Here is a 23644-nt window from a genome sequence, read left to right on the forward strand (position 1 = left end):
AACTCCGAATCAGCCCGACTCGCCGCCCTGCCAGCATGGCTCCACGAGTACAACCACCACCGGCCCCACTCAGCAATCGGCAAAGCCGCACCCATCACCAGGTTGAACAACCTGGCTGGACATCACAGCTAGGGGCGCCGTCCCAGGAACGCGACCAGGCGCTCGGTCTCCGTCGCGTCCGAGCCGACCTCGACCTCCTCGCCGATCTGCCCGCTCGTGCGCATCAGGTCGCCGAGCTGGTCGGTGCGGGCGCGGACCCAGGCGATGTCCTGGTCCGCGAGCGTCTCGTCGGCTCCCGTCGCGTGCGCGAGGTCCCAGCCGTGCACCACGAAGTCGAAGCTGAGGAACCCGTCCACCATCGCCTCGAACGTCGTCGGGCCGAAGATCGGGCTCTCGTACGGCGTGGTGGCCGCCGCAGGGTCGCGGAGGTGGCCGAGCACCACACCGGTCGCGTGGTCGAAGGACCCGGTCAGGTCGTCCGCCGGGGACGGAGGGATCGTCCGGCCGACCATCGACTCGAACAGCGCCTGCGTGTCGACCACGTGCTGGACCAGCGCGCGCACGGTCCACTCCTCGCAGGGCGTGGGGGCGTCCCAGGCGTCGTCGGGGACGGCGCTCAGCGTCGTGCGGAAGCGGTCGCGCAGGCGCGCGTAACGGTCGGCCGGGGTCTCGGTCGTGGTGTCGGTCATGGTTCGCAACCTAGCCCCGCGCGCCGACACGCCGCCCGCGTCGTACGCCGCCGTGGTGTGCCCCTAGCGGGGGACGTGCATCATCCAGTCGCGAGGGACCCTCCCCGCCGGACCCGGCGCCGGCTGGTCGGCCGGGTGCGCAGTCGGCGGCGCCAGCTCCGGGCCGGTCAGGATCGCCTGCTCCTCGTAGTCGAAGAACCAGTCCTCCCCCGGCTCGAACGACTGCATGTAGCGGTGACCCGTCGCCTTCCAGTGCGCGGTCCCGTGCGCCGCCGGGGACGAGTCGCAGCAGCCGACGTGCCCGCACTGGGCGCACCTCCGCAGGTGGAACCACCAGCCCTGCGGGTCGGCAGAGTCGCAGTCCGCACAGCCCGGTCCGCTGGGCGGCACGCTCACGTCGATTCCCTCTGTCATCGCAGGTCCCCCTCCCGTACGGCGTGCAGTCACGTCAGGCTACGACGCGACGCCGATCCGCACATGCCGAAGCCCGTGCCACGATGGAGCCATGGCAGACGACGAGCGGCGCGACCACCGCCACGGCCTGGTCCGCGACGGTGCCCACGACGGCGCGCGCCCCGACGAGATCGTGCACGACGAGGACTTCGCGTGCCGCTGGTCCTACGGCAACCCCGAGGCGCCCTTCACGATCATGGAGTTCGGCGACTTCGAGTGCCCCTACTGCGGAGCGGCCAAGCCGGTCCTCCACGACCTGATCGAGGGCTCCGACGGGCAGGTCCGCCTGGTCTGGCGCCACTTCCCGCTCTTCACCGTCCACCCGTTCGCCCTCACCGCGGCGCTCGCGGCGGAGGCGGCCGGGCACCAGGGCGCGTTCTGGCCGATGGCGGGGCTGCTCTTCAAGCACCAGGACCACCTCGACGACGCCTCGATCGTCCGGTACGGCGAGCAGCTGGGCCTCGACACCCACAAGCTCGTCGGCGAGCCGGCGCAGAAGTACGCCGAGGCGGTGCGCACCGACTACGCCGCCGGTGTCGATGCCGGGGTCCACGGGACGCCGACGCTGTTCATCAACGGCGAGCCGTACACCGACGGCGTCACCGTGAAGGACCTCCGCGACGCGATGGGGCTGTCACGCCGGGGCGCGCCACGGGCCTTCCGGTAGCGGCGGCGGCCCCTCGGCCTCGTCGGGCGAGCAGAGCGGTAGACGGTTGCCGAAGTAGCGCAGCACGAGCGCCCCGATCACGCCCGAGGCCAGCGAGCCGACGAGGATGCCCACCTTCGCCTCGTTGCGCAGCGCCTCGTCGGCGAAGGCGAGCTCGCTGACGAAGAGCGCGATGGTGAAGCCGATGCCGCAGAGGAACGCGCCGCCGACGAGGTGGCCGTACTGCACCCGTCCCGGCAGGGTCCCGAGCCCCGTCCGCAGCGCGACGAACGCGCCGAGGGTGACGCCGACCGCCTTGCCGACGACCAGGCCGAGCACCACGCCGAGCGTGACCGGGCTCCCGAGCGCGTCGCCGAGCGCTCCGCCGGTCAGGATGACGCCCGCGTTGGCCAGGCCGAACAACGGCACGATCAGGTACGAGCTGAGCGGGTGCAGCCCGTCGAGGAGCCGGTCGCTGGTGGGGACGGCCGAGCGTGCGGCGGTGACGGCGAGGCGCGAGCGGGCCGAGTCGAGCTCCTCGACCAGCGCCCTGCCGTAGAACCCGAGGTAGCGACGGACCTCGTCCTCGCGGCCCCGGCGCCGCGTCGGCACCGAGAGGCCGACGAGCACGCCGGCCAGCGTGGGGTGCAGCCCGGACTCGAGCACCGTCACCCAGAGCACCAGGCCGACGATGAGGTACGGCGGGATCTGCCAGATCCCGACCCAGCGCATCGTGAACAGGAGGGCGACGAGCGCGACGCTGATCACCAGCGCCTTCACCGACAGGTCGTCGGAGTAGAACGCGCCGAGCAGCGCGATCGCACCGATGTCGTCGAAGATCGCCAGGGTCAGCAGGAACACCCGCAGCTGGTCCGGGCACCGCGGGCCGACCAGGGCGAGCACGCCGATCACGAACGCCGTGTCGGTCGACATGGGGACGCCCCAGCCGGCGAAGTCCGCCCCCGAGGGGTTGACCAGGATGTAGAGCCCGATCGGGACGGCCAGACCGCCGATCGCACCGAACAGCGGGACCGAGGCGGCACGGAAGCTGCGCAGCTCGCCGACCGTCAGCTCGCGGTTCACCTCGAGCCCGACGACGAGGAAGAAGATCGCCATCAGGCCGTCGTTGACCCAGTGGTGCAGGGACATGTGGAGGTCCCAGTCGCCCACCTCGAGCGTCGTCGCGGTCTCCCACAGGTGGACGTAGGAGTCGGTCGCCACGTTGGCCCAGACCAGCGCCACGGCCGACGCCGCCAGCAGGAGCGTGGCGCCGCCGCCCTCGGTGGCGAAGTAGCGCCGCAGGCCCGGTGTCAGCCGCGGGTAGGGGACGACGACGCGCGGGCGCGGTCCGGGCCTGGTGGGGACGCCGGTGGGGATCGGGTCGGTCACGGCACAAGCGTGTCAGACGGTACGGCGGTGCGCCCCGCTCCGCCCGACTGGGGGGCGGCGCCGCCGCCGGCCGGGTGCGGGTCCGTCGTCATCCGACCGGCGCGTGGACGAGGTCCGCGACGGCACGCTCGATCGCGTTGAAGTCGGTGGCGTTGACGTCGCGGTCGGGTCCGAGGTCGACCTCGACGATCTTCTCGATCCGCCCCGGGACCCCGTGCGACGGGCCGCCGGTCATCACGACGACCCGGTCGGCCAGGTAGACGGCCTCCTCGATGCTGTGCGTGACGAACACGATCGTGGTGCCGGTCTCCCCGTGGATGCGACGCAGCTCGTGCTGCATCGACTGGCGGGTCAGGGCGTCGAGCGCGCCGAACGGCTCGTCCATCAGCATCAGCGCCGGGTCGTTCGCGAGGACGCGCGCGATCGCGACGCGCTGCTGCATGCCGCCCGACAGCTCGCCGGGGAACCGGTCCGCGAACCGGGTCAGACCCACGGTCTCGATGTAGCGGGCGGCGACCTCCTTGGCCTTGCGCCGCGACGCCTTGCGCTGGCGCGGGCCGTACCGGACGTTCTCGGCCACGGTCAGCCACGGGAACAGCCCGTAGTCCTGGAAGACCACACCGCGACGGGGGCTCGGCCCCCGCACGGGCGCCCCGCCGACCTCGACGACCCCGCTGGTGTGGGTCTCGAACCCGGCGAGGATCCGCAGGAGCGTGCTCTTGCCACAGCCGGAGGCACCGACCACCGCGACGAGCTCGCCGGCGGCGACCTCGAGGGTCAGGTCGCCGATCGCCTCCACGCCGGTGCCCTCGGCGCCGTACCACTTGGCCATGTGCTCGACCAGGACCTGACCCTCGAGGGGGACCGGGGGCTGGAGCGGTGCCATCGTCTCTCCTCGACCTTGGGGACTACGGGATGAGCGGGCGGCGCCCGAGGGCGAGCTTGAACAGTCCGACGAGCAGCCGGTCCGAGACGAAGCCGGCGAGGCCGATGCAGATCATGCCGACGACGATCAGGTCGGTCCGGACCAGCTCGCGCGCCAGGCTGATCACGGCACCGAGCCCGACGTCGATGCCGTTGGCCTCGCCGAGGACGAGGATCACCCACCCGAGACCGAGCCCGATCCGCAGGCCGCTGACGATCCCGGGCGTCGCGGCCGGGACCACGACCTTGACCAGGACGCCGGGCCCCGACGTCCCCAGCATGCGGGCCGCCTCGACGAGCCGCGGCGGCACCTGACGCACGGCCGAGATCGTGTTGATGAGGATCGGGAAGAACGCCGACAGCATGATCAGGAAGATCGTGGCCTGGCTCCCGAAACCGATCACCAGGAGCACCAGCGGGACCCACGCCGTCGCGGGGATCGGCCGGACCAGGTTGACCGTCGGGTCGAGCGCGGCGTCGACCACCCAGAAGCGGCCCATCAGGACGCCCAGCGGGATCGCGAGCAGCGCGGCGAGCCCGAAGCCGGCGAGGACGCGGCCGGTGCTCGCCGTGAGGTGCTCGAGCATCGTGCCGCTGAACGCGTCGTCGAGCACCCCGCCGAACACGAAGTCCCACATCACCTCGGCCACCCGCGCCGGCGTCGGCAGGTAGCCCATCTGGATGCCGAACGGCAGGACCCACTCCTGCTGCACCCCGTAGTGCCAGGCGAGCAGGAGGAGGACCGGCACGGGGAGCGCCAGCAGGACCCGTTGCAGGATCCCGCCGGCGCCCGTGCGGCGTCGCAGCACGGTCGCGACCGGGGCCACGGGCTAGGAGGCCTTCTCGGCGAACGACGGGTCGACCACCGCGGAGAGCTCGGGGGCCTCGTCCACGAGACCGAGGCTGCTCATGCTGTCGATCAGGGCCTGGATCTGGTCCTGGTAGTCCTGCGGGAGGTCGGCGCGGAGCCAGAAGTTCTCCAGTGCCGTCTCGAACACCGCCTGGTCGCCGCCGTAGGTCGTCACCATCTCCTTGAGCCACTCGTCCTGGGTGTCGCTCATGCTCTCGGTGGTCGCGGTGTGCATGTCGACGACCTTCTGGACCAGCTCGGGGTCGGACTCGATCAGGGCGCCCGTCGTCACGAGGGCGATGTTGAGCTTGGCGATCGCCGTGTCGTACGGCGACGTGATCTCGTGCCCGCCCGCGCCGAGCGCGAGCGAGACGCCGATCTCCGGGCCGAAGAAGGCGTCGATCTGACCGGTCTTGAACGCGTTGAAGAACTCCGGCGCCTTGAGCGAGACGAGCTCGACGTCGTCGGCGCTCACCCCCGCCTCCTCGAGAGTCAGCCGCAGCGCGACCTCCTGGGCGCTGCCGACGAGGTAGCCGAGCTTCTTGCCCGCGAGGTCGGCGACGGTCTTCACGTCGTCGTTGCCGACGAAGCCGGAGCCGCCGTCGGCCGCGGACGCGACCACCGTGAGGTCGCGTCCCTGGGCGTCGGAGGCGATGGTCGCGGTGATGCCGGTGATCGCGACGTCGACCTGACCGGAGACGAGGGCGTCGTTGAGCGCCGGGGTCGTGTCCAGGGTGACGACCTCGTAGTCGACGCCGTCCCCGTCCTCGTACAGGAAGGGTGCGTAGAAGTGCGGCTGCCCGCGCAGCGTCCCGACCTTCACGGTCTGGGTCTCGGAGCCGGACGCGGAGTCGGAGTCGCCGCCGCAGCCGGCGACGGTGGCGAGGAGGGCGAGGGATGCGGCGGCGGCGAGCGTGCGCACCGAACGTCGGGTCATCGTGCAGTCAGTCCTTCCGGAGGCGAAGGACTCCTACTGTGCTGCCGCCGTGTTACCGGGGGACTGTCCCCGCGTCACGTGAAGGTTTCACTTCACACTGCGGGCTGCCCGTGCCGACCGGCACCGTCCACGAAGCGCGCCGCGCCTTGAAGACCCTCGGCGGCGAAGGACTGCAGGCCGAGCTCGAACTCGTGCGCCATCGCGTCCTCCTCGGGTCGCCCTTCCTGGTGCAGCACCGACGCCCGGTCGTTGCGCAGACAGGTCTGCGGGAGGAGCGCGATCTCCGCAGCCAGCGTCTCCGCCGCCTCACGGGCCCTGCCCGGAGGGACGACGCGGTTCGCCAGCCCCATGCCCTCGGCCTCCTCCGCGTCCACCGCACGGCCGGTGAGGATCATGTCCATAGCCCGGCTGGTGCCGATCAGGCGCGGCAGCCGGACGGTCCCGCCGTCGACCAGCGGCACACCCCACCGCCGGCAGTGCACCCCGAAGACGGCGTCGCGGGCCGCGACCCGCAGGTCGCACCACAGGGCGAGCTCCAGTCCCCCGGCGACCGCGTGCCCCTCCACCGCGGCGATCACCGGCTTCGCCAGCCGCAGCCGCGTCGCCCCCATCGGGCCGTCGCCGTCAGGCTCGAGCCGCGGGGACCGGTCGGTGCCCAGCGACTTCAGGTCGGCACCGGCGCAGAAGGCGCCGCCCTCGCCGTACAGCACCGCGACGGCTGCGCCGGGATCGGCGTCGAAGGCGCGGAACGCGTCGGCGAGCTCGTCGGCCATCGCGCGGTCCACGCTGTTGCGTCGCTCGGGACGGTCCATCACCACCGTCGTGACCGGACCGCGGTGCTCGACGCGGATCGACTGGTACTCGGGCACGGTTCTCCCTCCGGGCCAAAACAAACCGTACGATCGGTTTGCAGAGCCTACGATGATGCCCATGCCGGACAAGCCGCGTCAAGAGCGTTGGATGAGGACGCGGTCGAGCCTTCTCGACGCCGCCGTGCGGTGCCTGGTCCGGCACGGCTACGTCGGGACGACGCTGCAGCGCGTGCAGGAGACGGCCGGCGTCTCGCGAGGTGCGCTCGTGCACCACTACGCCTCCCGCAGCGAGCTGCTCGTCGCCGCCGTCCACCACGTCGCCGAGGGCCAGCTCGACGAGCTCGGGCGCGCCCTGCCGACGGTCGACGACCTCCGCGACGACACCCCCGCGGCACGCCGGGCCCGGGTGGTCGACCTCCTGCACTCGTTCATGTCCGGGCCGCGCTTCCTCGCCGGGCTCGAGCTGTGGATGGCGGCGCGCACCGACGCGACCCTGCGGACTGCCCTGATCCCCGCCGAGCGCGAGGTCGGCGCGGCGCTCCAGCGCCACCTCACCGGCACCCTGATCGACGACCAGGGAGCACCGCTCGCCCGGCTCGACCTCGAGGAGCTCCTGTCGCTCCTGCGGGGGCTCGCGATCACGAGCGTCCTGCGCCGGGACCCCGCCGTCGAGCGCGCCGTCCTCGAGCAGTGGTGCGAGCGGACGCTCGCCTAGGAGCTCGCGGACCCGTCGCTCCGGAGCGGCTGCACCAGCGCCTCGACCGCGGGGCGGAACACCTCAGCGATGCGCGCGACCGACGCGTCCTGAAGAGTCGGAAGACTGAGCAGCTGGTGCCCGAGGGTGACGCCCACGATCGCCGTGACCGCGAGCGCGGCGCGCAGGTCCGGGTCGGAGCTCTCTGGGATGCACGCCGCGACCGACTCCACCTGCCTCCCGAGCATCTCGCGCGCGTGGTCGCCGGCCTCGGGGTCGGTGAGCATCGAGCGCAGCATCGCGGCCGTCGAGACTGGAAGTCCGCCGAGCTTGAGGGTCAGCGACTCGACGAGGCGGTCGACCACGTCGTCGGGACCGTCGGGCGGCAACGACTCGACCGGCGCACGGACGGCGCGGGAGAAGAGGTCGCGCTTGGAGCCGAAGTACTGCATGACGAGCGAAGGGTCGACCTGCGCCGCGGCAGCGACGGCGCGGACGGTGGTCTGCTCGAAGCCGCGCTCGGCGAACAGCGCCCGTGCCGCGTCGAGCACGCGCTCCTCCGTGGCGCGTCGCCGGTCGGCACGTGAGGTGGCGGTCACGGGGCTGACTCTACAGTCGTTGACCGACCTCGCGAGCAAGGATAGGCTCGTCGCTCAACGCCCGTTGAGTGAAGGGATCCACCTCATGACCAACGATGGAACACGCTCGTCCAGGAGCGCGCGCGAGGTCGCCGCCCGCTACCACCAGGCCATGCGCGACATGTCCGCGGAGGACCTCGCCGACCTGTACGCCGAGGACGCTGTCCACGAGTTCCCCTTCGCGAGCCCCGGGTTCCCGGACCGCTTCGAGGGACGCGAGGCGGTGCGCGAGGGCTACCGCGCAGCCTGGGGCGCGAGCGCAGTAGAGGTGGAGTCGCTCGAGGACGTCACCGTCCTCGTGGCCGAGGACCCGTCCTTCGTGGTGGTCGAGCAGGTCGTGGTCGCACGGACCCCCTCGTCCGGCACGGATCAGGGTCCCCGGGCTCCTCGTCCTGCACGTGGAGAACGGTCTGCTCCAGCGGGTCCGCGACTACATGGACGGGTACGCGGTGGCCGGCGCGCGCGGTCACGTCGGATCCCGCGCCTGACACCGCCGCTGGCGCGATCCCTACGCTCGCGCGGCAAGAATCGCGTGGCGACCTGTCCGTGGCGCTCCGTATCGTCGGGCGGGTGACTGCTCGGACCACGACGCCCTCCACGGAATCCACCGACCCCGTCAAGCGCGACCTCTCGTTCGCCGCACTCGGGCTCACCGTCCTCCTGTGGGCCTCGGCCTTCGTGGGGATCCGCGCCGTCGGCGAGACGTACTCGCCGGGCGCCCTGTCGCTCGGGCGCCTCGCGGTCGCCGCGCTCGCCCTGTCCGTGCTGCTCGTCCCGCGCCAGCTCTCCGCGCGGCGCGAGCCGTTGCCGCGGGGACGGACGGCGTGGCTGATCCTCGGCTACGGCGCGCTGTGGTTCGGCGGCTACAACGTCGCGCTCAACGCGGGCGAGCGCCACGTCGACGCCGGCACCGCCGCGATGCTGGTGCAGCTCGGGCCGATCCTCATCGCCGTCATCGCGGGCGCCTTCCTCGGCGAGGGCTTCCCGCGGACGCTGGTGATCGGCCTGGCGATCGGCTTCTCGGGGGTGACCCTGATCGCGCTCGGCGGCGACGGCTCCGGCAACGACCTGGTCGGCGTCGTCCTGTGCGTGCTCGCCGCGGTCCTGTATGCCGCGGGGGTGCTGCTCCAGAAGCCTGTGATGGGGTCCGTCAGTCCGCTGCTGGTGACCTGGCTGGGCTGCGTGATCGGCGTGGTGACGTGCCTCCCGTTCGCCGGTCAGCTCGTCGAGGAGACGCGCGACGCGTCGGCGAGCGCGATCCTCGGCGTCGTCTACCTCGGGCTCTTCCCGACCGCGCTCGCCTTCACGACCTGGGCCTACGCGTTGCGCCGGGTCGGAGCCGGGCCTGCCAGCGCCACCACCTACCTCGTCCCGGCGATCGCCATCGGCCTCTCCTGGCTGTTCCTGGACGAGGTCCCGACCGCGCTCGGCTTCGCGGGCGGCGTGCTGTGCCTCCTCGGCGTCGCGGTCACCCGCCTGCGCCGACGGTGACGCGCTGCCTCGCCAGCGACGTGCGGCCCCTCAGATCAGCAGGCCGCCGACCAGGCGCGTCAGCACCTCACCGCACTCCTCGCGCACCTGGGCGCGGTCCTCGGGCGCGGCGGACGCGATCGTCATCGCGCACCCGCCGAGCATCGTGAACGCGATCGACGCCGTCGTCGCGATCGGCAGCGCCGGGATGCGTCCGGACGACACGAGCCGCGTCACGATCTGCTCGATGAGTCCGGCGGCGTACTCCTCCTCGCACGACTTCCACTCCTCCCATCCGAGGGCGATCGGTCCCTGCCGGAGCACGATCTCGGCGTAGTCGGAGTCGGTGGCGTGGTCGAGGTACGCGCTCATCGCCGCGAACGCGCCGACGACGGGGTCCTCATGGGCGAGGAACGCGTCGCGGGCCGCGCCGAGGCCCTCGATCTCGGTCCGTTCGAGCACCGCGCGGTAGAGGTCCTTCTTGTCCCGGAAGTGGTGGTAGACCGCTCCGCGCGTCACCTGGGCGGCCGACGCCACCTCGGAGAGAGCGGTCTTGGTGAAACCGCGCTCGACGAACATCGCGGTCGCCGTCGTGAGCAACGCCTCACGAGTCTCCTCGGAGTACTGCTCGCGTCGGCTGCGGGGGCGTGACATACTCCCAGCATATGACATACACTGTGTATGTGACCGACATGACGCAGGTCACCAGCACCGCGTCTGTCGGACCGCTCGAGGACCCGGCACGAGAGGAACTCCGATGACCACCTCGACGATCGACCGCTCCGCGTGGGAGCAGACCAAGCGCCGCCAGCGTGCGCTCCACGCCCTCACCGACACCCTGAGCCAGGACCCCACCGCGTTGCCGGCCGCCGTGCGCCGCGCCCGGTCGGAGACGTTCGGCTCGCTCGACGCCCTGCTGCTCGACGCCCACGCCCAGTGGGTCCGCACCTTCGAGGCCCGCCTGGACCAGGTGCTCGAGCAGGGCGGCTACGGCGACCAGGCCGCCGTCGACCAGCTCTGGCTCGACACCGCCCGCACCCTCGAGGGCACGGCGGTCCTGCTCGACGCCTACGCCGACCACCCCGCCCTCGTCCGTGCCCACGCTCAGCACGCGCGGCGCACCCGCCAGGCGACGGGCGTCACGCTGCCGTCGACCTGGGCACGACCGGTGCCGCTCCGCCGCACCCGCAGGGCCGGCTGGCGCTGCCGCGCTCGCGCGCTGCTCGCCCACTGACCGACCCGTCCCCTCCCGCTCGTGCGGGACACCGTCTCCTGACCGCCGCCGGGCACCCCTCCCTCCGTCCGGCGGCGGTCAGGCACCCTCGTCAGCCGATCCCGGTACGGAAGCCCTCGCGCCAGCTCGCGTACTCCGGGGCCCACCCCAGCTCACGCTTGGCCTTCGCGTTCGACGACCCGCGTACCGAGGTCATGAGTGCCGTCCCGAACTGGCCGATCAGCGGCCTGGCCACCCAGGCCGGCAGCCGCATCGGCTTCTTCCCACCGACCTGCTCGGCCAGGTACGGCAGCCACTCGCCGATCGGGGCGGGCTCGTCGTCGACGATGTTGTAGATCCCCGGCGCCCCGTTCTCCACGGCGACCGCGGTCGCGGCAGCCGCGTCGTCGATGTGGACGAACGACCAGACGCCGGTGCCGCCGCCGACCACCGGGAACTTCCCGGCACGGAGGAGGTCCCCCAGCGTCCCGGCACGGGAGGTCGCCTGGCCGAGACCGTAGAAGTTGCCGTACCGGAGGACGACTCCCTCGATCCCTGGAGCGGTCGTCACGGCGTCCTCGAGGTGGCGGATGGCCGCGAGCGACTGCCGTGCCTCCTTCCCGGGGTCGGCGACGAGCGGGTCGTCCTCGGTCTTCGCCCACCCGCCGGTGCGGTCGTAGGCCCAGCCCCCGCCGAAGCTCTGGGCGACGAAGCGCCGGACGCCGCAGGCGCGCGCCGCAGCCAGGAGGTTGTCGGTCGCCTCGGTCCGCAGCCGGTTCGTCATCGCGAAGTCCTGGTCCCACTTCTTCAGGTTCCCGCTGATCCCGCTGAGCGCGGTGAGCTCGTGGACGACGACGTCCGGCTTGGCCTCGGCCACCGCCGCGTGGACGCTGTCGGCGTCGAGCGCGGCCATGACGACGCCGTTGGCACCCTGGGCCTCGAGGCTGGCTCGCCCTTCCTCGTCGCGGGTGGATCCGATCACGTCGTGGCCAGCCTGCGACAGCAGGGGAACGAGCCGGCTCCCGACCGCTCCCGTCGCGCCGGCGATGAAGATGCGCATCTGTGCGTGTCCTTCCGTCGAGTTTCCCCTTCGACGACGCAGGTCGCTCCGCTGTGACAGCCCGCGAGAAGAAGTTCTCGATCGCGCTTGACCTTGACGCAGCGTCAGGGCTGGAGGGTCGTTCACGACACCACTCACGTGCGACGGAAGGAAGAACGATGATCGATCTGCTGTCCCGACTGGTCGGGGACAAGAGGGACTGGAAGCGGATGGAGGCGCGTGCGAACGCCCTGCCGGAGGCCTACAGCGCGGTCTACGCCCAGGTGAAGTCCTCGATGTGGCGGTCCACCGCAGGCGACGGGACGGACATCGTCGCCGTCCTGGCCGACGTGCTCGCTCTCTTCGAGGCCGGTGCCGCCGAGGGCAGGCACGTCTCGGAGGTCACCGGTCCCGAGCTGACCGCGTTCTGCCGCGCACGGCTGCCGGAGGACTCGATCCAGCGCCAGGCGACCCGCAGGGCGCTCGACGACGTCCGCGCCCGCCTCGACGAGCGCGGCCTCACGGTGTGAGGGTGCGACCGGCCGATGCTGACCATCAGCGAGCTCGCGTCGTACGCCGGCGTGACGGTGCGCGCGGTGCGGCACTACCACGCCAAGGGGCTGCTGCCGGAGCCCGAGCGTGATCGTTCGGGATACCGCCGGTACGACGCCCATGCCGCCGTCGAGCTGATCAGGATCCGGATCCTCGCCGACGCCGGGGTCCCGCTGTCGCGGGTGCGGCAGCTGCTGGCTGCCGACGACGACGCGTTCGCGGCGGCGGTCGAGGAGATCGACCGCCGCCTGCGGGCCGAGATCAGGGACCGGCAGCGGCACCGGGACCAGATCGCCCAGCTAGCTGCGGGGGACAGCCTGGCGCTCCCGCCGGAGTTCGTCGCCTACCTCGATCGCCTGCGCGAGCTGGGATTCCTGGAGCGGGTGATCGAGGTCGAGCGGGACAGCTGGATCCTGATCGCCGCCCAGGCCCCGGAGCACCTGTCGACGTTGATGGAGCTCAAGCGACAGCAGATCGAGGTTCCCGAGGTGCGCGCGCTCTACCTCGACATCGGCGAGATCTTCGACTGCGCGGCCGACGACGCTCGTCTGCCGGCCCTCGCCGACCGGGTCGTGGCGTTCATCGAGGCCACCGCCGCACGGGTGGAGACGTCTGAGGGCCGGCACGCCGCCCTCGACGTCCGGACGGACGACGCCGAGTGGCTCACCGAGGAGCTGGTGGCGCTGCTCGACGCAGCGTTCGTCGCGTCGTTCCCGAGCGGACCTCGCCTCCTGGAGCTCTTGGAGGAGCGCGGTTGGACCGGCTGGACCAACATGCGGCGGATCGCACGATGACCGACCTCGCTGCGGCCCACGACCGCCTACGGCCGCTGATGTTCTCCATCGCGTACCGGCTGCTCGACAACGCCGCGGACGCCGAGGACGTGGTGCAGGAGGCCTTCCTGCGGATCCACCGTGACGGGCCGGCGGCGATCGGGAACCTCGACGCCTACGCCAGCACAGTGACCTCGCGCGTCGCCCTCGACCTCCTGCGCTCGGCGCGGGCACGGCACGAGCAGTGCGTCGGCCGCTGGGTGCCTGACGGGATCGTCGCCTCCGACGACGCGACGGGTGACCCGGTGCACCGGCTGGAGCTCGACGAGACCGTGTCGAACGCCGTGCTGGTGCTCCAAGCGGCGTTGCCGCCGGTCGAGCGGGCCGTGTTCGTGCTGCGCGAGGTCATCGGGGACGACTACGACGACATCGCCGCCGTGGTCGACAAGAGCGCCACGAACTGCCGGCAGATCCTGGCCCGCGCCAAGAAGCGCATCGCGGACCTGACGCGGTGATCAGGCGTACGTCGCCGTCAGCCAGCTCTCGAACGTCACCGAGCCGCGCACGTCGGGGTCGTCGCTGAGCGCCGCGCCGCCGGCCAGGGCACGGAGCATGCCGCCCCAGAGCGGCAGCCTGATCGGGACGCGGCCACGGCCGGTCGCCGCACTCCAGGAGCGAGCAAGGTCGCGCACCGTGGTGACCTCCGGGCCGACGACCTCGATCGTGCGACCACCTCCGTCCCCTGCGACGACGTCGGCGATCGCGAGGGCCACGTCGCCGACGTCGACCGGCTGCAGCGGGATGGCGAGCGACGGACGCACCCCGACCTTGGCGGCGGCGCCGAGCAGCATGTCGAGGAACCCGTGGAACTGCGTGGCGCGCACGATCGTCCACGGGACCCCGCCCGCCCGGACGACCTGCTCCTGGGCGACCTTGACCCGGTAGTACGGATAACCCGGCACCGCGTCGCACCCCACGATCGACATCGCGACGTGGTGCGCCACCCCGACCGCCTGCTCCACCTCGAGGAGCCGTCGGCTGCCGTCGACCAGCACCGCGCGGCCGGCCTTCGCGCCGAAGCCGTTGCTCGCGTCCACGACGACCTCGCACCCGTCGAGCGCCGCCTCCAGCCCCTCGCCCGTGGTGAGATCCACGGGATGGCTGACGCTGTGCCGGCTCAGCACCCGGACCTCGTGCCCTCGTGCCTCCAGCGCCGTGCACACGGCGCGTCCGATCATGCCGGTGCCGCCCGTGACGGCGACCCTCGTCATGCGGGCGGGGCGTCGGGCAGGCCGAACTGGGCGAACAACCGGGTGTCGAGGAACGTCGAGATGTTGGTGACCTGGCCGTCGCGCACGTCGAGGACGTAGAGCGCCCACGGGACGTAGCCGCCCTCGGGCGCGGCGCGCCACTGCGCGAGACCGGGCGCCCCGTTGGCGGTGATCGGCACCATGCGCGAGCCGCGGCACTCCGATCCTGGCCCGAGCATCCAGGTCCGGATCGCGTCGCGGCCCTGGATCCACATCTCGTACGGCGGCATGCTCTGCGTCGCGTCCTCGCGCAGCAGCGTGACGAAGGTGTCGATGTCATACGCCTCGAAGGCCGCGACGTACTTCTCGAGGAGCTCCTGCTGCTCGGCGTCGAGCGCGTCGTAGGGGTCGCCCGAGTCGGCCTGGACGTTGCTCATCGTGGCACGGGCGCGCTGCAGCGCGCTGTTGACCGAGGCGACGGACGTGTCGAGGAGCTCGGCGACCTCGGCTGCTCGCCAGCGGAGCACCTCGCGCAGCACGAGCACCGCGCGCTGGCGGGGCGGGAGGTACTGGAGGGCGGCGACGAAGGCGAGCCGGATCGACTCGCGGCCGGCGGCGACCTCGGCCGGGTCGGCGGACTCGGGGATGATGCGCTCGTCGAGCATCGGCTCCATCCACGCCTCGTTGGCGCGCTGCGCGGCGAGCGAGTCGACGACCGGCTGCCAGGCCGTCGCCGAGAGGTCCATCGGGCGGGCGCGCCGTTGGCCGGACCCGAGCGAGTCCATGCAGACGTTGGTCGCGATCCGGTAGAGCCACGAGCGCAGCGACGAGCGGCCCTCGAACTTGTCGAGGCTGCGCCAGGCGCGGACCATCGTCTCCTGCACGGCGTCCTCGGCGTCGAACGCCGACCCCAGCATCCGGTAGCAGTATCCGGTCAGCTCCCGGCGGTGCCCCTCGAGATCGAGCTCGGTCGTCGCAACGGCCGTCATGGTGTCCTCCGTCCGCGACAGCGACGATCGCTGCCACCACCACAGAAAACCGTACGCATCTGACAGTTCACCCACAACGGCGTTGGTCGGTGGCCGGAAGCGGACAGATCGATGGCGAAGTGACCCACGTCACTCTAGCGTCGGGCTTGAAACGTTCCAACCCTGAACGTTCCTCGCCACGTCGTTGCGAAGGAGCCACCGTGGTCGTCTCCCCTCGTCCCCTCGTCCTCGTCGCCGCAGCAGCACTCCTGCTCGGCCTCCAGGCCCCCGCTGCCGCGACGACCGGTGCCGTCGGCGCCACCGTCGCCGGCACCGCCGCCTCCAGCCCGCCGACGGTCGGCACGCTCCGCGTCAACAGCACGGAGGACCCGCTCGGCATCGACGGCCGTGCGCCACGGCTCAGCTGGCAGCTCGACGGCGACCGCCGAGGCGTCACCCAGTCCGCCTACCAGGTGCGCGTCGCCAGCAGCGCGAGCCGCCTCTCCGACCCCGACGTGTGGGACAGCGGCAGGACCGAGTCGCGCCAGTCGGTCGAGGTCCCGTACGGCGGTCCCGCGCTCACCTCGCAGACCGGCTACGTGTGGTCGGTCCGGGTCTGGGACGACAAGGGCACCGCCTCCGCATGGAGCGAGCCCGCGACGTTCGAGACCGGCGTGCTCGCCACCGACGAGTGGACCGCCGACTGGATCGGCGCCCCCGCCGACCGGCTCGGCCCCGAGTGGACGAGCTACACGATCGAGTTCACCGCGTCGAAGATCGCAGGCGCCCTCGGCGTCTACTTCCGCGGCCGCGACACCGAGCACGCGTACATGTGGCAGATCAGCCAGGCCGAGAGGTCGCTGCGCCCGCACGTCAAGGACGGCGCGTACCGCGTGCTGACGGCCAAGCCGTTCCCCGCGGGCTTCGACTTCGCCGCGGAGCACCGCTACCGCATCGAGGCCGACGGCACGACGATCCGGACGAGCGTCGACGGCACGCTGCTCGACCAGCGCACCGACACGACGTTCACCGGCCCCGGCTCGATGGGCTTCCGCACCAGCAACCCCGAGACCGGCCGCGTGCACGACGTCACGGTCACCTCGAAGGACGGCACGACGCTCGTCGACACGACGTTCCCCGAAGGCGACCGCACCTTCGCGGCGGGCACGGTCACCGACGGCGCGCTCGTGGTCGACAACGCGGATCCCGAGGCGTGGCTGCGCCGGGACGATCCCGTGCCGCTGCTGCGCAAGGACTTCACGCTCGCCGACAAGGAGATCACCCGCGCTCGCGTGTACGCGTCGGCGCGCGGCGTCTACCGGCTGCACCTCAACGGCGAGCGGGTCGGCGACCACGAGCTCGCGCCGGGCTGGACCGCGTACGACAAGCGCATCGACTCCCAGACGTACGACGTCACGGACCTCGTCCAGGGGGGCGACAACGCCTTCGGCGCCGAGCTCTCCAACGGCTGGTACACGGGCAAGATCGCGATGTTCGGCCCCGACACCTACGGCACGCAGACCTCGCTGATCGCGCAGCTGCGGGTCGACTACGCGGACGGCACGTCCGAGACGATCGGCACCGACGGCTCCTGGAGCACCACCGACGGCCCCGTCCGCGAGGCCGACCTGCTCGACGGGGAGTCGTACGACCAGCGCCGCGCCGACGCCCTGGGCGCCTGGGACGAGGCGTCGTACGAGGCCGACGGCTGGGACGACGTGGTCACGCGCAACGAGCCCAAGGCCACCCTCGAGCCGCAGACCGCGACGCCGGTCCGCGTCACGCAGGAGCTCGAGACCGCGAAGCGCATCGCGTCGCCGACCGACGGGGTCTACCTCTACGACCTCGGCCAGAACATGGTCGGCCACGTGCGGGTGACGCTCGACGGCGACGAGGGCGACACCGTCAAGATCCGCCACGGCGAGGTCCTGAACCCCGACGGCACGCTGTACACGGCGAACCTGCGCAGCGCGAAGGCGACCGACTACTACACGCTCGGCTCCGACGAGCCCGAGACCTTCGAGCCGGCGTTCACGTTCCACGGGTTCCGCTACGTCGAGATCAGCGGCGTGGACGAGGCGCCGGACGCCGAGGACCTCGTCGGCGTCGTGGTCGGCACCGACGGCGAGCTCACCTCCGAGCTGGACACGTCCTCGGCGCTGGTGGACCAGCTGCAGCGCAACATCGTGTGGGGCATGCGCGGCAACTTCCTGTCGATCCCCACCGACACCCCGGCCCGCGACGAGCGGATGGGGTGGACAGGCGACATCAACGTGTTCGCCCGCACCGCCGTGTACGACATGGACGCGCAGACGTTCCTCGACAAGTGGCTGCAGGACCTCCGCGACACCCAGCGCGCCAACGGCTCGCTGCCCGGCGTGGCGCCGGTCGTGCCGGGCCGATTCGACGGCGGCTACGAGTCGGCGGGCTGGATGGACGCCGGCGTGCACGTGCCGTGGACGCTGTGGCAGGCCTACGGCGACACCGACGTCATCCGCGACAACTGGACGATGATGCGCAAGTACGTCGACTTCCTCGCGGCCGACTCGACCGGCCACATCCGCTCGGCCGGGGGCTACCTCGACTGGCTCAACCTCGACGACCCGACCCCGGCCGACGTGCTGGACACCGCGTTCGTCGCGAAGAGCACCCGCGAGCTCGCGCAGATGGCCGAGGCGATCGGCAAGGACGCCGATGCCGCCGAGCTCCAGAGCCGGTACGAGGCGATCCGCGCCGCGTACCAGGACGCGTTCATCAGCGCCGACGGCACGGTCAAGGGCGACAGCCAGACCTCGTACATCCTCACCCTGACGAACGACCTCGAGCCGGCCGACCGGCGGGACGAGGTGGTCGACCAGTTCGTGGAGACGCTGGAGCGGCGCGACTACCACCTGTCGACCGGCTTCCTCGGTGTCGACGGGCTCCTGCCGGCGCTCACCGAGGCAGGCCGCACGGACATCGCGTACAAGCTCCTGCAGCACGAGGACTACCCGTCGTGGGGGTACGAGATCGGCAAGGGCGCGACCACGATCTGGGAGCGCTGGAACTCGATCAACCCCGACGGGACCTTCAACGACGTCGGCATGAACTCGTTCAACCACTACGCGTACGGCGCGGTCGGCGAGTGGATGTACCGGACGATGGCCGGCGTCTCCGCAGCCGAGCCGGGCTACCGCAAGGTGCTCGTCGCCCCGGAGCCCGGCGCGGGAATCGACCACGCGACGTTCTCGCTGGGCACCCGCTACGGCACGGTGCGCAGCGCGTGGAAGAAGGTCGCGGGCGGGCTCGACCTCGAGGTCTCGGTCCCGGCCAACGCCACCGCCGAGGTCCGCGTCCCGGCGCCGAGCCGCTGGGCCGTCACCGAGGGCGGCAGGCCGGCGGAGGCGGCCGAGGGCGTCCGGTTCGTCCGGTTCGACGACGGCCACGCCGTGTACGAGGTCGGCTCCGGCGACTACGCGTTCGGCATCGACCGGGCGCTCGGCGAGCTCGGCGAGGCGGCGGTGGACGTCGACACCCTCGCCGCCCAGGTCGACGCCCTGGCGACGAAGGGCCGGCTCACCTCGCTCCTCAAGCGGCACCTCCAGAGCGAGGTCGCGACGCTGGACCGGCAGGTCGAGCTGGCGCGGGCGGCGCGCGCCGCGGGTGACCGCGACGCGGCGGTGGCACGGACCCACCAGGCCCTCGCCACCGTGTCGGCCCTCGAGCTGTGGGTCGACCTGCAGCGCGTCCTGCGGCTCGTCGACAAGCCGACGGCCGAGGGCCTCAAGGCGACGCTGGCCCGCATCGACGCCCACCTGTCGGCGGCGTCCGGCGTGATCGTCGGCGCCGTCGCGAAGGCGGAGCCGCAGGGCACGATCCACCTCGCGGGTGACACCGTCCGGGTGGCCGTGACCCTGGAGAACTCCGGGACGGCGACCCTGCCGAACGTCACGAGCACGCTGCGGTCGACGTCGGGCTGGACCGTCGAGCCGGTCGGGACGCGGTCGTCGTCGGTCGGCGGAGGCAAGACGCTGACGCACCTGTACGACGTGACGGTGCCGCAGGGGACGCCGGTCGGCACCGAGGCGCTGAGCGGCACGGTGTCGTACCGGCAGAGCTGGGGCGTGGCGACGCTGCCGGTCGCGGCCGACGTCGTGGTCTCGCCGACGCTGACGCTCGACTCCGCCTCGGTGGCGCCCGCGACGGCGACCGCCGGGGACGAGGTGACGGTCACGACGGTCGTGCGCAACCACAGCACGCGGTCGGCGTCGGGGGCGCTCACGGTGTCCGGCCCGTCGGGCACGCTGACGCCGGAGCCGACGGCGTACACGGTCCCGGCCGGTGCCACGGCCGAGGTCCCGGTGCGCGTGACCGTGCCGCTCACGGTCGTCGCGGGTGCCGTCCCGCTGACGGTGTCGACCGGTGACACCGACGCCGAGAAGACGGCGACCTCGGTCGCGGTCACGCTGGCCACGCCGCCCACCGGCGCCGTCGACCACGTGGACGTCGGGCTCGCGGCGTCGGAGCAGGCGCACGGGCTGACCGCCTCGCAGTACTCCGGCACCAACGTCGAGGCCGGGCTCACGCGGCGCTACACGCACTCGTCGTACCCGGGCGGATGGTTCGAGATGGACCTCGCCGTCCCGGCCGGCAAGGCGTTCGTGCTCCGGGCGGTCGAGACGTACGACGGGGCGCGCCGCAAGACGTACGACATCGTCGTCGACGGCCAGGTCGTGCACAGCCACGACGCCCGTCGTACGGAGGGCGGTGCGGGCGCGCAGACGTACCAGGTCCTCGTCGACCGTCCCGACCTGACCGCGGACGGCAAGGTCCGGGTCCGGTTCCAGGACACCGGCGCGGACTACGACCCGTCGATCGCCGACGTCTGGTCGCTGCCGGTCTCCTGACGGCACGTCGTCGAAGAAGGGCCCCGGGTGGTGATCACCCGGGGCCCTTTCCTGTCCGCGGCGCCTCCCATGGCCGGATGCGGACACATCTCTTCCCGCGTGACCCCCGTCACCCTACGGTCGATTGAAACGTTCAAACCGTCCCACGAGAGGAAGCGATGAGAACGAGGAGCATCACAGGCGTCGTCGCGGCGACGTGCCTGGTCGCCGGGACCGCGGCGGTCGCCGCACCCGCCGTGGCCGGCGCCGGGCACGCCCCGAGCGCCCCCCGCACGCTCACCACCGACGACACCCCGCACCCGCTGAACGTCGAGGGCGACCCCGCCTTCGGCTGGTTCCCGCAGGACAAGGACCCCGGCGAGATTCAGACCGCGTACCAGGTCAAGGTCTCCGACGACGACGGCCGTACGGTCTGGGACAGCCGCAAGGTCGGCTCCGACCAGCAGGCCTACGTCGCGTACGACGGCCCCGACCTCGACCCCGGTGCTGCCTACAGCTGGACGGTCCGTACCTGGGACCGCACCGACCGCGTGTCTCCGTGGGCGAAGCCCGCCGCCTTCGAGACCGGCATCTCCGACGCGGACTGGGCCGGCGCGCAGTGGATCCAGCGCGCCCCGGGCGGCGCCGCGCCGGTGCAGATCGTGGACGGGCGCGCCCGCGTCACCGGCGGCGACGTCACGCTCGCGAAGAACAGCGGGTCGTGGACCGACTACACGGTCGAGGCCACCGTCCGGCCCCGGACCGGCGGCGCCGGGATCGCCTTCCGCAACGCCGACCGCCGCAACGGCTACATGTGGCAGCTCTCGCCCGCCAACGGCTTCCGCGCGCACGTCCAGCGCAACGGCTCTCACACCGTGCTGGCGACGGTCCCCGTGACGATCGTGGCCGGGCAGGACTACCGCCTGAAGATCGTGGTCGCCGGCTCGACGATCACGACCTTCGTCGACGGCGTCCAGGTCGACCAGCGCACGGACACCACCCATACGACCGGCGGCGTCGGCTTCCGCGAGGCCTCGAACGAGAGCGCCGAGTTCGACGACGTCACGGTCACGGCCGCCGACGGCACGGTGCTGCTCACCGACGACTTCTCCGGCGACCTCGCGAAGTGGGACGTCGCTCCCCCGGCACGCCAGGCCGACGAATGGACCCTCGCGCGCAAGGACGTCGCGCTCGAGGGACGCAGGGTCGTGCGCGCCCGCGCGTACGTCGCGGCGAGCCACACCTACGAGCTCTGGATCGACGGGAAGCGGGTCGATCGCGGCCAGTCCTTCTCCTACCCGGGCGAGGGCTACTACCAGGCCAGCGACGTCACCGACCTCGTCAAGGGCGAGGACGAGATCGGCGTCGGCGTGCTCTCCCACTGGTACGGCTCCGGCCAGGGTCGTCCCGCGGGCGTGCCGGGCGTGCTCGCACGGATCAGCATCGAGTACTCCGACGGCTCGACGCAGGACGTCGTCACCGACGGCACGTGGAAGGTCGCGGAGGGCCCGTACGTCCAGGCCGGACGACGCAACGGCGAGGGCGAGCAGATCGAGCACCTCGACGGGGTCCGTCAGGCGGCCCTCGACGGCTGGGACGAGCACGGCTTCGACGACTCCGGTTGGGCGGACGCCGTGGTCCTGGGGGCGCACCCCGCCGCACCGTTCACGCACCTGCAGGGCCAGGAGACCCGGATCGACGAGTCCACGGTGCACGCCGTCCGGATGCTGACCGCCGAGGACGGCACGGTGGTGGCGGACTTCGGCAAGGTCATCCCCGCGCGGCCGGTCGTCCACTTCGACGACGGCGTCGCAGGGCGGGTGGTGCAGATGCGCGCCGGCTACAACCTGACCGACACCGGCCGCGTCGCCACGTCCACCCTGCTCACCCAGGGCACCAACATGGCGTTCCCCTACACGCAGGTCGACGGCGCGCAGGAGTTCCGGGCGTTCACGCACCTGGGCTTCCGCTACCTGGAGATCCCGGCGGCCGAGGAGGAGGTCACCGCGGACGACGTGTCCGCCGTGGTCGTCCACACCACCGTCCCGGACGGCCGTGAGGCGTCGTTCGACAGCGACGACGAGACCCTGGACGAGGTCTGGGCGATGCTGCAGCGCTCGGCGCTGTACTCCGTGCAGGAGGCGTTCGTCGACACCCCGACCCGCGAGAAGGGCCAGTTCCTCGGCGACGCCGCCAACATCTCGTACGCGACGATGCAGGGCTTCGCCGAGCGGGACGCGACGCAGCAGGCGATCCGCGAGTTCCTCGCCTCGGAGAAGCGGCACTGGAGCTCCAACCCGAACGACGCCGGCCGCTACAACGCCGTCTACCCCAACGGGGACGGCAAGCGCGACATCCCGGACTACACCGAGATGTTCGTCGACTGGGTGTGGCGCTACTACCAGGTCACGGGAGACCGCGCGCTGCTCGCGGAGGCGTACCCGGCGATCCAGCGGACGGCAGAGTACGTCCGGCGTCACATCCCAGCGTCCGGCCCGACCGCCGGCCTGGTGACGAACCTGACCGGCGGCAGCGGGGCGTACCAGTACGGCATCGTCGACTGGCCCGAGCCGGGACGGTTCGGGTACGACATGGGCACCGCGGCGCGGACCGTGATCAACGCCCTCGGCGTCGAGGTGCTGCGCCGCACGGCCGACATGGCGGAGGTGCTCGACCGGCCTGCCGCGGAGGCGGCGGCGTACCGGTCGGCCACCGACGGCCTCGTCGAGGCGATGAACAGCAAGCTCCGTCGCGCCGACGGGGTCTACGTCGACGGCCTCAAGGCGGACGGCACGCAGAGCGACCACGCCGGCCAGCACAGCACGTCGTTCGCGGTCGCGTTCGACGTCGCGCCGGCGTCCGACCTCCCGGTGCTCGCCGAGCACCTGGCCGGGATGGGGATGAAGCAGGGGCCGATGACGGTCCACCGGCTGCTGCAGGCGCTGGGCAAGGCCGACCGGCCCGACGCGGTGGTGCGGCTGCTGACGAACCCCGACGACCTCGGGTTCGCCAACATCCTGGCGCAGGACGGCACGTTCACCTGGGAGGCGTGGACGCTCGACGCCGGCTCGAACCACAGCCAGTCGCACGGCTGGGGCGCGCAGGCGGCGGTCGACATGACCGAGACGCTGCTTGGCATCCGGCCCGACGGTGCGGGCGCGTCGACGGTCCGGATCGTGCCGCCGGCCACCGGTCTCGACCGCGCGTCCGGCTCCGTGCCGACACAGCGGGGCGAGGTCGCGCTGAGCTGGGAGCGCAAGCGCCACGGCGTACGCGCGTCGCTCGAGGTGCCGGTCAACGTGACGGCGCGGGTGGAGCTGCCGAAGGTCGACGGAGCCTCGTACCGTGCGGTCGGCAACACCGACGCGCGGCTCGTCGGCACCGTCGGTGACCGCGTGGTGTTCGAGGTGGGGTCGGGCACGACCCAGTTCGTGCCGGTTCCCCGCTGAGGGTGACGAACGAGGACGGCCCCCGAGCGCAGG

Annotated in this window: 23 protein-coding genes; 11 read left to right on the forward strand and 12 right to left on the reverse strand. The window is 72.1% G+C overall.

Features of this window, described 5'->3' with window-relative positions:
* Positions 1-132, forward strand: a 132-nt coding sequence (locus tag ACQSSQ_RS15485; protein WP_431328480.1) for an integrase core domain-containing protein, incomplete at its 5' end; no start/stop codon positions are given.
* Here ACQSSQ_RS15485 and ACQSSQ_RS15490 read toward each other — a convergent pair.
* Positions 129-689, reverse strand: coding sequence for a TIGR03086 family metal-binding protein (locus tag ACQSSQ_RS15490; RefSeq protein WP_431328008.1), 561 nt, complete (start codon positions 687-689; stop codon positions 129-131). The two genes, ACQSSQ_RS15485 and ACQSSQ_RS15490, sit on opposite strands and share 4 nt — an antisense overlap.
* 63 nt (positions 690-752) lie before the next feature.
* On the reverse strand, positions 753-1103 hold the full coding sequence (locus tag ACQSSQ_RS15495) for a UBP-type zinc finger domain-containing protein (RefSeq protein ID WP_431328009.1): 351 nt from the start codon (positions 1101-1103) through the stop codon (positions 753-755).
* 91 nt (positions 1104-1194) lie between these two features.
* On the opposite strand from ACQSSQ_RS15495, the gene ACQSSQ_RS15500 reads away from it, so the two are divergent.
* A complete protein-coding gene (locus tag ACQSSQ_RS15500) occupies positions 1195-1809 on the forward strand; it encodes a DsbA family protein (protein WP_431328010.1) in 615 nt (204 codons plus the stop codon).
* Here ACQSSQ_RS15500 and nhaA read toward each other — a convergent pair.
* From nhaA to ACQSSQ_RS15525, 5 genes are all read right to left on the reverse strand, one after another.
* Positions 1777-3177: a Na+/H+ antiporter NhaA gene (gene nhaA, locus ACQSSQ_RS15505; RefSeq protein WP_431328011.1), complete on the reverse strand. Its 1401-nt coding sequence runs from the start codon at positions 3175-3177 to the stop codon at positions 1777-1779. The two genes, ACQSSQ_RS15500 and nhaA, sit on opposite strands and share 33 nt — an antisense overlap.
* An 88-nt stretch (positions 3178-3265) precedes the next feature.
* Entirely contained in the window at positions 3266-4063 is a 798-nt protein-coding gene (locus tag ACQSSQ_RS15510) for an ABC transporter ATP-binding protein (RefSeq protein ID WP_431328012.1), read from the reverse strand.
* 22 nt (positions 4064-4085) lie between these two features.
* Positions 4086-4928, reverse strand: a complete 843-nt coding sequence (locus ACQSSQ_RS15515) for an ABC transporter permease (protein ID WP_431328013.1) — start codon at positions 4926-4928, stop codon at positions 4086-4088.
* Between the two features lie 3 nt (positions 4929-4931).
* Positions 4932-5888, reverse strand: a complete 957-nt coding sequence (locus ACQSSQ_RS15520; protein ID WP_431328014.1) for an ABC transporter substrate-binding protein — start codon at positions 5886-5888, stop codon at positions 4932-4934.
* A gap of 92 nt (positions 5889-5980) precedes the next feature.
* Positions 5981-6757, reverse strand: a complete 777-nt coding sequence (locus tag ACQSSQ_RS15525; protein ID WP_431328015.1) for a crotonase/enoyl-CoA hydratase family protein — start codon at positions 6755-6757, stop codon at positions 5981-5983.
* Positions 6758-6818: 61 nt separating this feature from the next.
* Here ACQSSQ_RS15525 and ACQSSQ_RS15530 point away from each other — a divergent pair, with 61 nt between their 5' ends.
* Complete coding sequence (locus ACQSSQ_RS15530; RefSeq protein ID WP_431328016.1) at positions 6819-7415, forward strand: TetR/AcrR family transcriptional regulator; 597 nt, start codon at positions 6819-6821, stop codon at positions 7413-7415.
* Here the strand turns inward: ACQSSQ_RS15530 and ACQSSQ_RS15535 are convergent.
* A complete protein-coding gene (locus ACQSSQ_RS15535) occupies positions 7412-7993 on the reverse strand; it encodes a TetR/AcrR family transcriptional regulator (RefSeq protein WP_431328017.1) in 582 nt (193 codons plus the stop codon). The two genes, ACQSSQ_RS15530 and ACQSSQ_RS15535, sit on opposite strands and share 4 nt — an antisense overlap.
* A gap of 85 nt (positions 7994-8078) precedes the next feature.
* Between ACQSSQ_RS15535 and ACQSSQ_RS15540 the strand changes: the two genes are divergently transcribed.
* Together ACQSSQ_RS15540 and ACQSSQ_RS15545 are read left to right on the forward strand one after the other, a co-directional pair.
* Positions 8079-8606 (forward strand): nuclear transport factor 2 family protein, encoded by a 528-nt coding sequence (locus tag ACQSSQ_RS15540; RefSeq protein WP_431328018.1) that lies wholly within the window; start codon positions 8079-8081, stop codon positions 8604-8606.
* Positions 8603-9523 (forward strand): DMT family transporter, encoded by a 921-nt coding sequence (locus ACQSSQ_RS15545; RefSeq protein WP_431328019.1) that lies wholly within the window; start codon positions 8603-8605, stop codon positions 9521-9523. The genes ACQSSQ_RS15540 and ACQSSQ_RS15545 overlap by 4 nt, the downstream gene beginning before the upstream one ends.
* 30 nt (positions 9524-9553) lie before the next feature.
* On the opposite strand, the gene ACQSSQ_RS15550 is transcribed toward ACQSSQ_RS15545, so the two are convergent.
* A complete protein-coding gene (locus tag ACQSSQ_RS15550; protein WP_431328020.1) occupies positions 9554-10156 on the reverse strand; it encodes a TetR/AcrR family transcriptional regulator in 603 nt (200 codons plus the stop codon).
* 103 nt (positions 10157-10259) lie between these two features.
* On the opposite strand from ACQSSQ_RS15550, the gene ACQSSQ_RS15555 reads away from it, so the two are divergent.
* The gene (locus ACQSSQ_RS15555) at positions 10260-10736 is read left to right on the forward strand and encodes an SDR family oxidoreductase (protein WP_431328021.1); all 477 of its coding nucleotides are present in this window, start codon (positions 10260-10262) and stop codon (positions 10734-10736) included.
* 91 nt (positions 10737-10827) lie between these two features.
* Here ACQSSQ_RS15555 and ACQSSQ_RS15560 read toward each other — a convergent pair whose 3' ends face one another.
* A complete protein-coding gene (locus ACQSSQ_RS15560) occupies positions 10828-11775 on the reverse strand; it encodes an NAD-dependent epimerase/dehydratase family protein (protein ID WP_431328022.1) in 948 nt (315 codons plus the stop codon).
* A gap of 158 nt (positions 11776-11933) precedes the next feature.
* Between ACQSSQ_RS15560 and ACQSSQ_RS15565 the strand changes: the two genes are divergently transcribed.
* Genes ACQSSQ_RS15565 through ACQSSQ_RS15575 form a run of 3 tightly spaced genes read left to right on the forward strand, consistent with a single transcriptional unit; the run spans position 11934 to position 13594 of the window.
* A complete protein-coding gene (locus tag ACQSSQ_RS15565; RefSeq protein WP_431328023.1) occupies positions 11934-12284 on the forward strand; it encodes a DUF1048 domain-containing protein in 351 nt (116 codons plus the stop codon).
* A 15-nt stretch (positions 12285-12299) separates the two neighbouring features.
* Positions 12300-13100 (forward strand): MerR family transcriptional regulator, encoded by an 801-nt coding sequence (locus ACQSSQ_RS15570; protein WP_431328024.1) that lies wholly within the window; start codon positions 12300-12302, stop codon positions 13098-13100.
* On the forward strand, positions 13097-13594 hold the full coding sequence (locus ACQSSQ_RS15575; RefSeq protein ID WP_431328025.1) for a sigma-70 family RNA polymerase sigma factor: 498 nt from the start codon (positions 13097-13099) through the stop codon (positions 13592-13594). Before ACQSSQ_RS15570 ends, ACQSSQ_RS15575 begins: the two co-directional genes overlap by 4 nt.
* Here the strand turns inward: ACQSSQ_RS15575 and ACQSSQ_RS15580 are convergent, their stop codons facing one another.
* Together ACQSSQ_RS15580 and ACQSSQ_RS15585 are read right to left on the reverse strand one after the other, a co-directional pair.
* Positions 13595-14350 carry an SDR family oxidoreductase gene (locus tag ACQSSQ_RS15580; protein ID WP_431328026.1) on the reverse strand — a complete coding sequence of 252 codons (756 nt, stop codon included), beginning with the start codon at positions 14348-14350 and terminating at the stop codon, positions 13595-13597. It abuts the gene before it with no gap.
* On the reverse strand, positions 14347-15393 hold the full coding sequence (locus ACQSSQ_RS15585; protein ID WP_431328027.1) for a sigma-70 family RNA polymerase sigma factor: 1047 nt from the start codon (positions 15391-15393) through the stop codon (positions 14347-14349). Before ACQSSQ_RS15585 ends, ACQSSQ_RS15580 begins: the two co-directional genes overlap by 4 nt.
* A 125-nt stretch (positions 15394-15518) precedes the next feature.
* On the opposite strand from ACQSSQ_RS15585, the gene ACQSSQ_RS15590 reads away from it, so the two are divergent.
* A complete protein-coding gene (locus tag ACQSSQ_RS15590; protein ID WP_431328028.1) occupies positions 15519-20183 on the forward strand; it encodes a family 78 glycoside hydrolase catalytic domain in 4665 nt (1554 codons plus the stop codon).
* 158 nt (positions 20184-20341) lie between these two features.
* Positions 20342-23611, forward strand: a complete 3270-nt coding sequence (locus ACQSSQ_RS15595) for a family 78 glycoside hydrolase catalytic domain (protein ID WP_431328029.1) — start codon at positions 20342-20344, stop codon at positions 23609-23611.
* Positions 23612-23644 lie beyond the last annotated feature (33 nt).

The organism is Mumia spirodelae, assembly GCF_050632745.1.
Taxonomy (GTDB): Bacteria; Actinomycetota; Actinomycetes; order Propionibacteriales; family Nocardioidaceae; genus Mumia.

Coding starts and splice junctions, on each gene's coding strand:
- ACQSSQ_RS15490 (WP_431328008.1), bottom strand. CDS start 689: ATGACCGACACCACGACCGAGACCCCGGCCGACCGTTACGCGCGCCTG.
- ACQSSQ_RS15495 (WP_431328009.1), bottom strand. CDS start 1,103: ATGACAGAGGGAATCGACGTGAGCGTGCCGCCCAGCGGACCGGGCTGT.
- ACQSSQ_RS15500 (WP_431328010.1), top strand. CDS start 1,195: ATGGCAGACGACGAGCGGCGCGACCACCGCCACGGCCTGGTCCGCGAC.
- ACQSSQ_RS15510 (WP_431328012.1), bottom strand. CDS start 4,063: ATGGCACCGCTCCAGCCCCCGGTCCCCCTCGAGGGTCAGGTCCTGGTC.
- ACQSSQ_RS15520 (WP_431328014.1), bottom strand. CDS start 5,888: ATGACCCGACGTTCGGTGCGCACGCTCGCCGCCGCCGCATCCCTCGCC.
- ACQSSQ_RS15530 (WP_431328016.1), top strand. CDS start 6,819: ATGCCGGACAAGCCGCGTCAAGAGCGTTGGATGAGGACGCGGTCGAGC.
- ACQSSQ_RS15540 (WP_431328018.1), top strand. CDS start 8,079: ATGACCAACGATGGAACACGCTCGTCCAGGAGCGCGCGCGAGGTCGCC.
- ACQSSQ_RS15550 (WP_431328020.1), bottom strand. CDS start 10,156: ATGTCACGCCCCCGCAGCCGACGCGAGCAGTACTCCGAGGAGACTCGT.
- ACQSSQ_RS15555 (WP_431328021.1), top strand. CDS start 10,260: ATGACCACCTCGACGATCGACCGCTCCGCGTGGGAGCAGACCAAGCGC.
- ACQSSQ_RS15560 (WP_431328022.1), bottom strand. CDS start 11,775: ATGCGCATCTTCATCGCCGGCGCGACGGGAGCGGTCGGGAGCCGGCTC.
- ACQSSQ_RS15565 (WP_431328023.1), top strand. CDS start 11,934: ATGATCGATCTGCTGTCCCGACTGGTCGGGGACAAGAGGGACTGGAAG.
- ACQSSQ_RS15570 (WP_431328024.1), top strand. CDS start 12,300: ATGCTGACCATCAGCGAGCTCGCGTCGTACGCCGGCGTGACGGTGCGC.
- ACQSSQ_RS15575 (WP_431328025.1), top strand. CDS start 13,097: ATGACCGACCTCGCTGCGGCCCACGACCGCCTACGGCCGCTGATGTTC.
- ACQSSQ_RS15580 (WP_431328026.1), bottom strand. CDS start 14,350: ATGACGAGGGTCGCCGTCACGGGCGGCACCGGCATGATCGGACGCGCC.
- ACQSSQ_RS15595 (WP_431328029.1), top strand. CDS start 20,342: ATGAGAACGAGGAGCATCACAGGCGTCGTCGCGGCGACGTGCCTGGTC.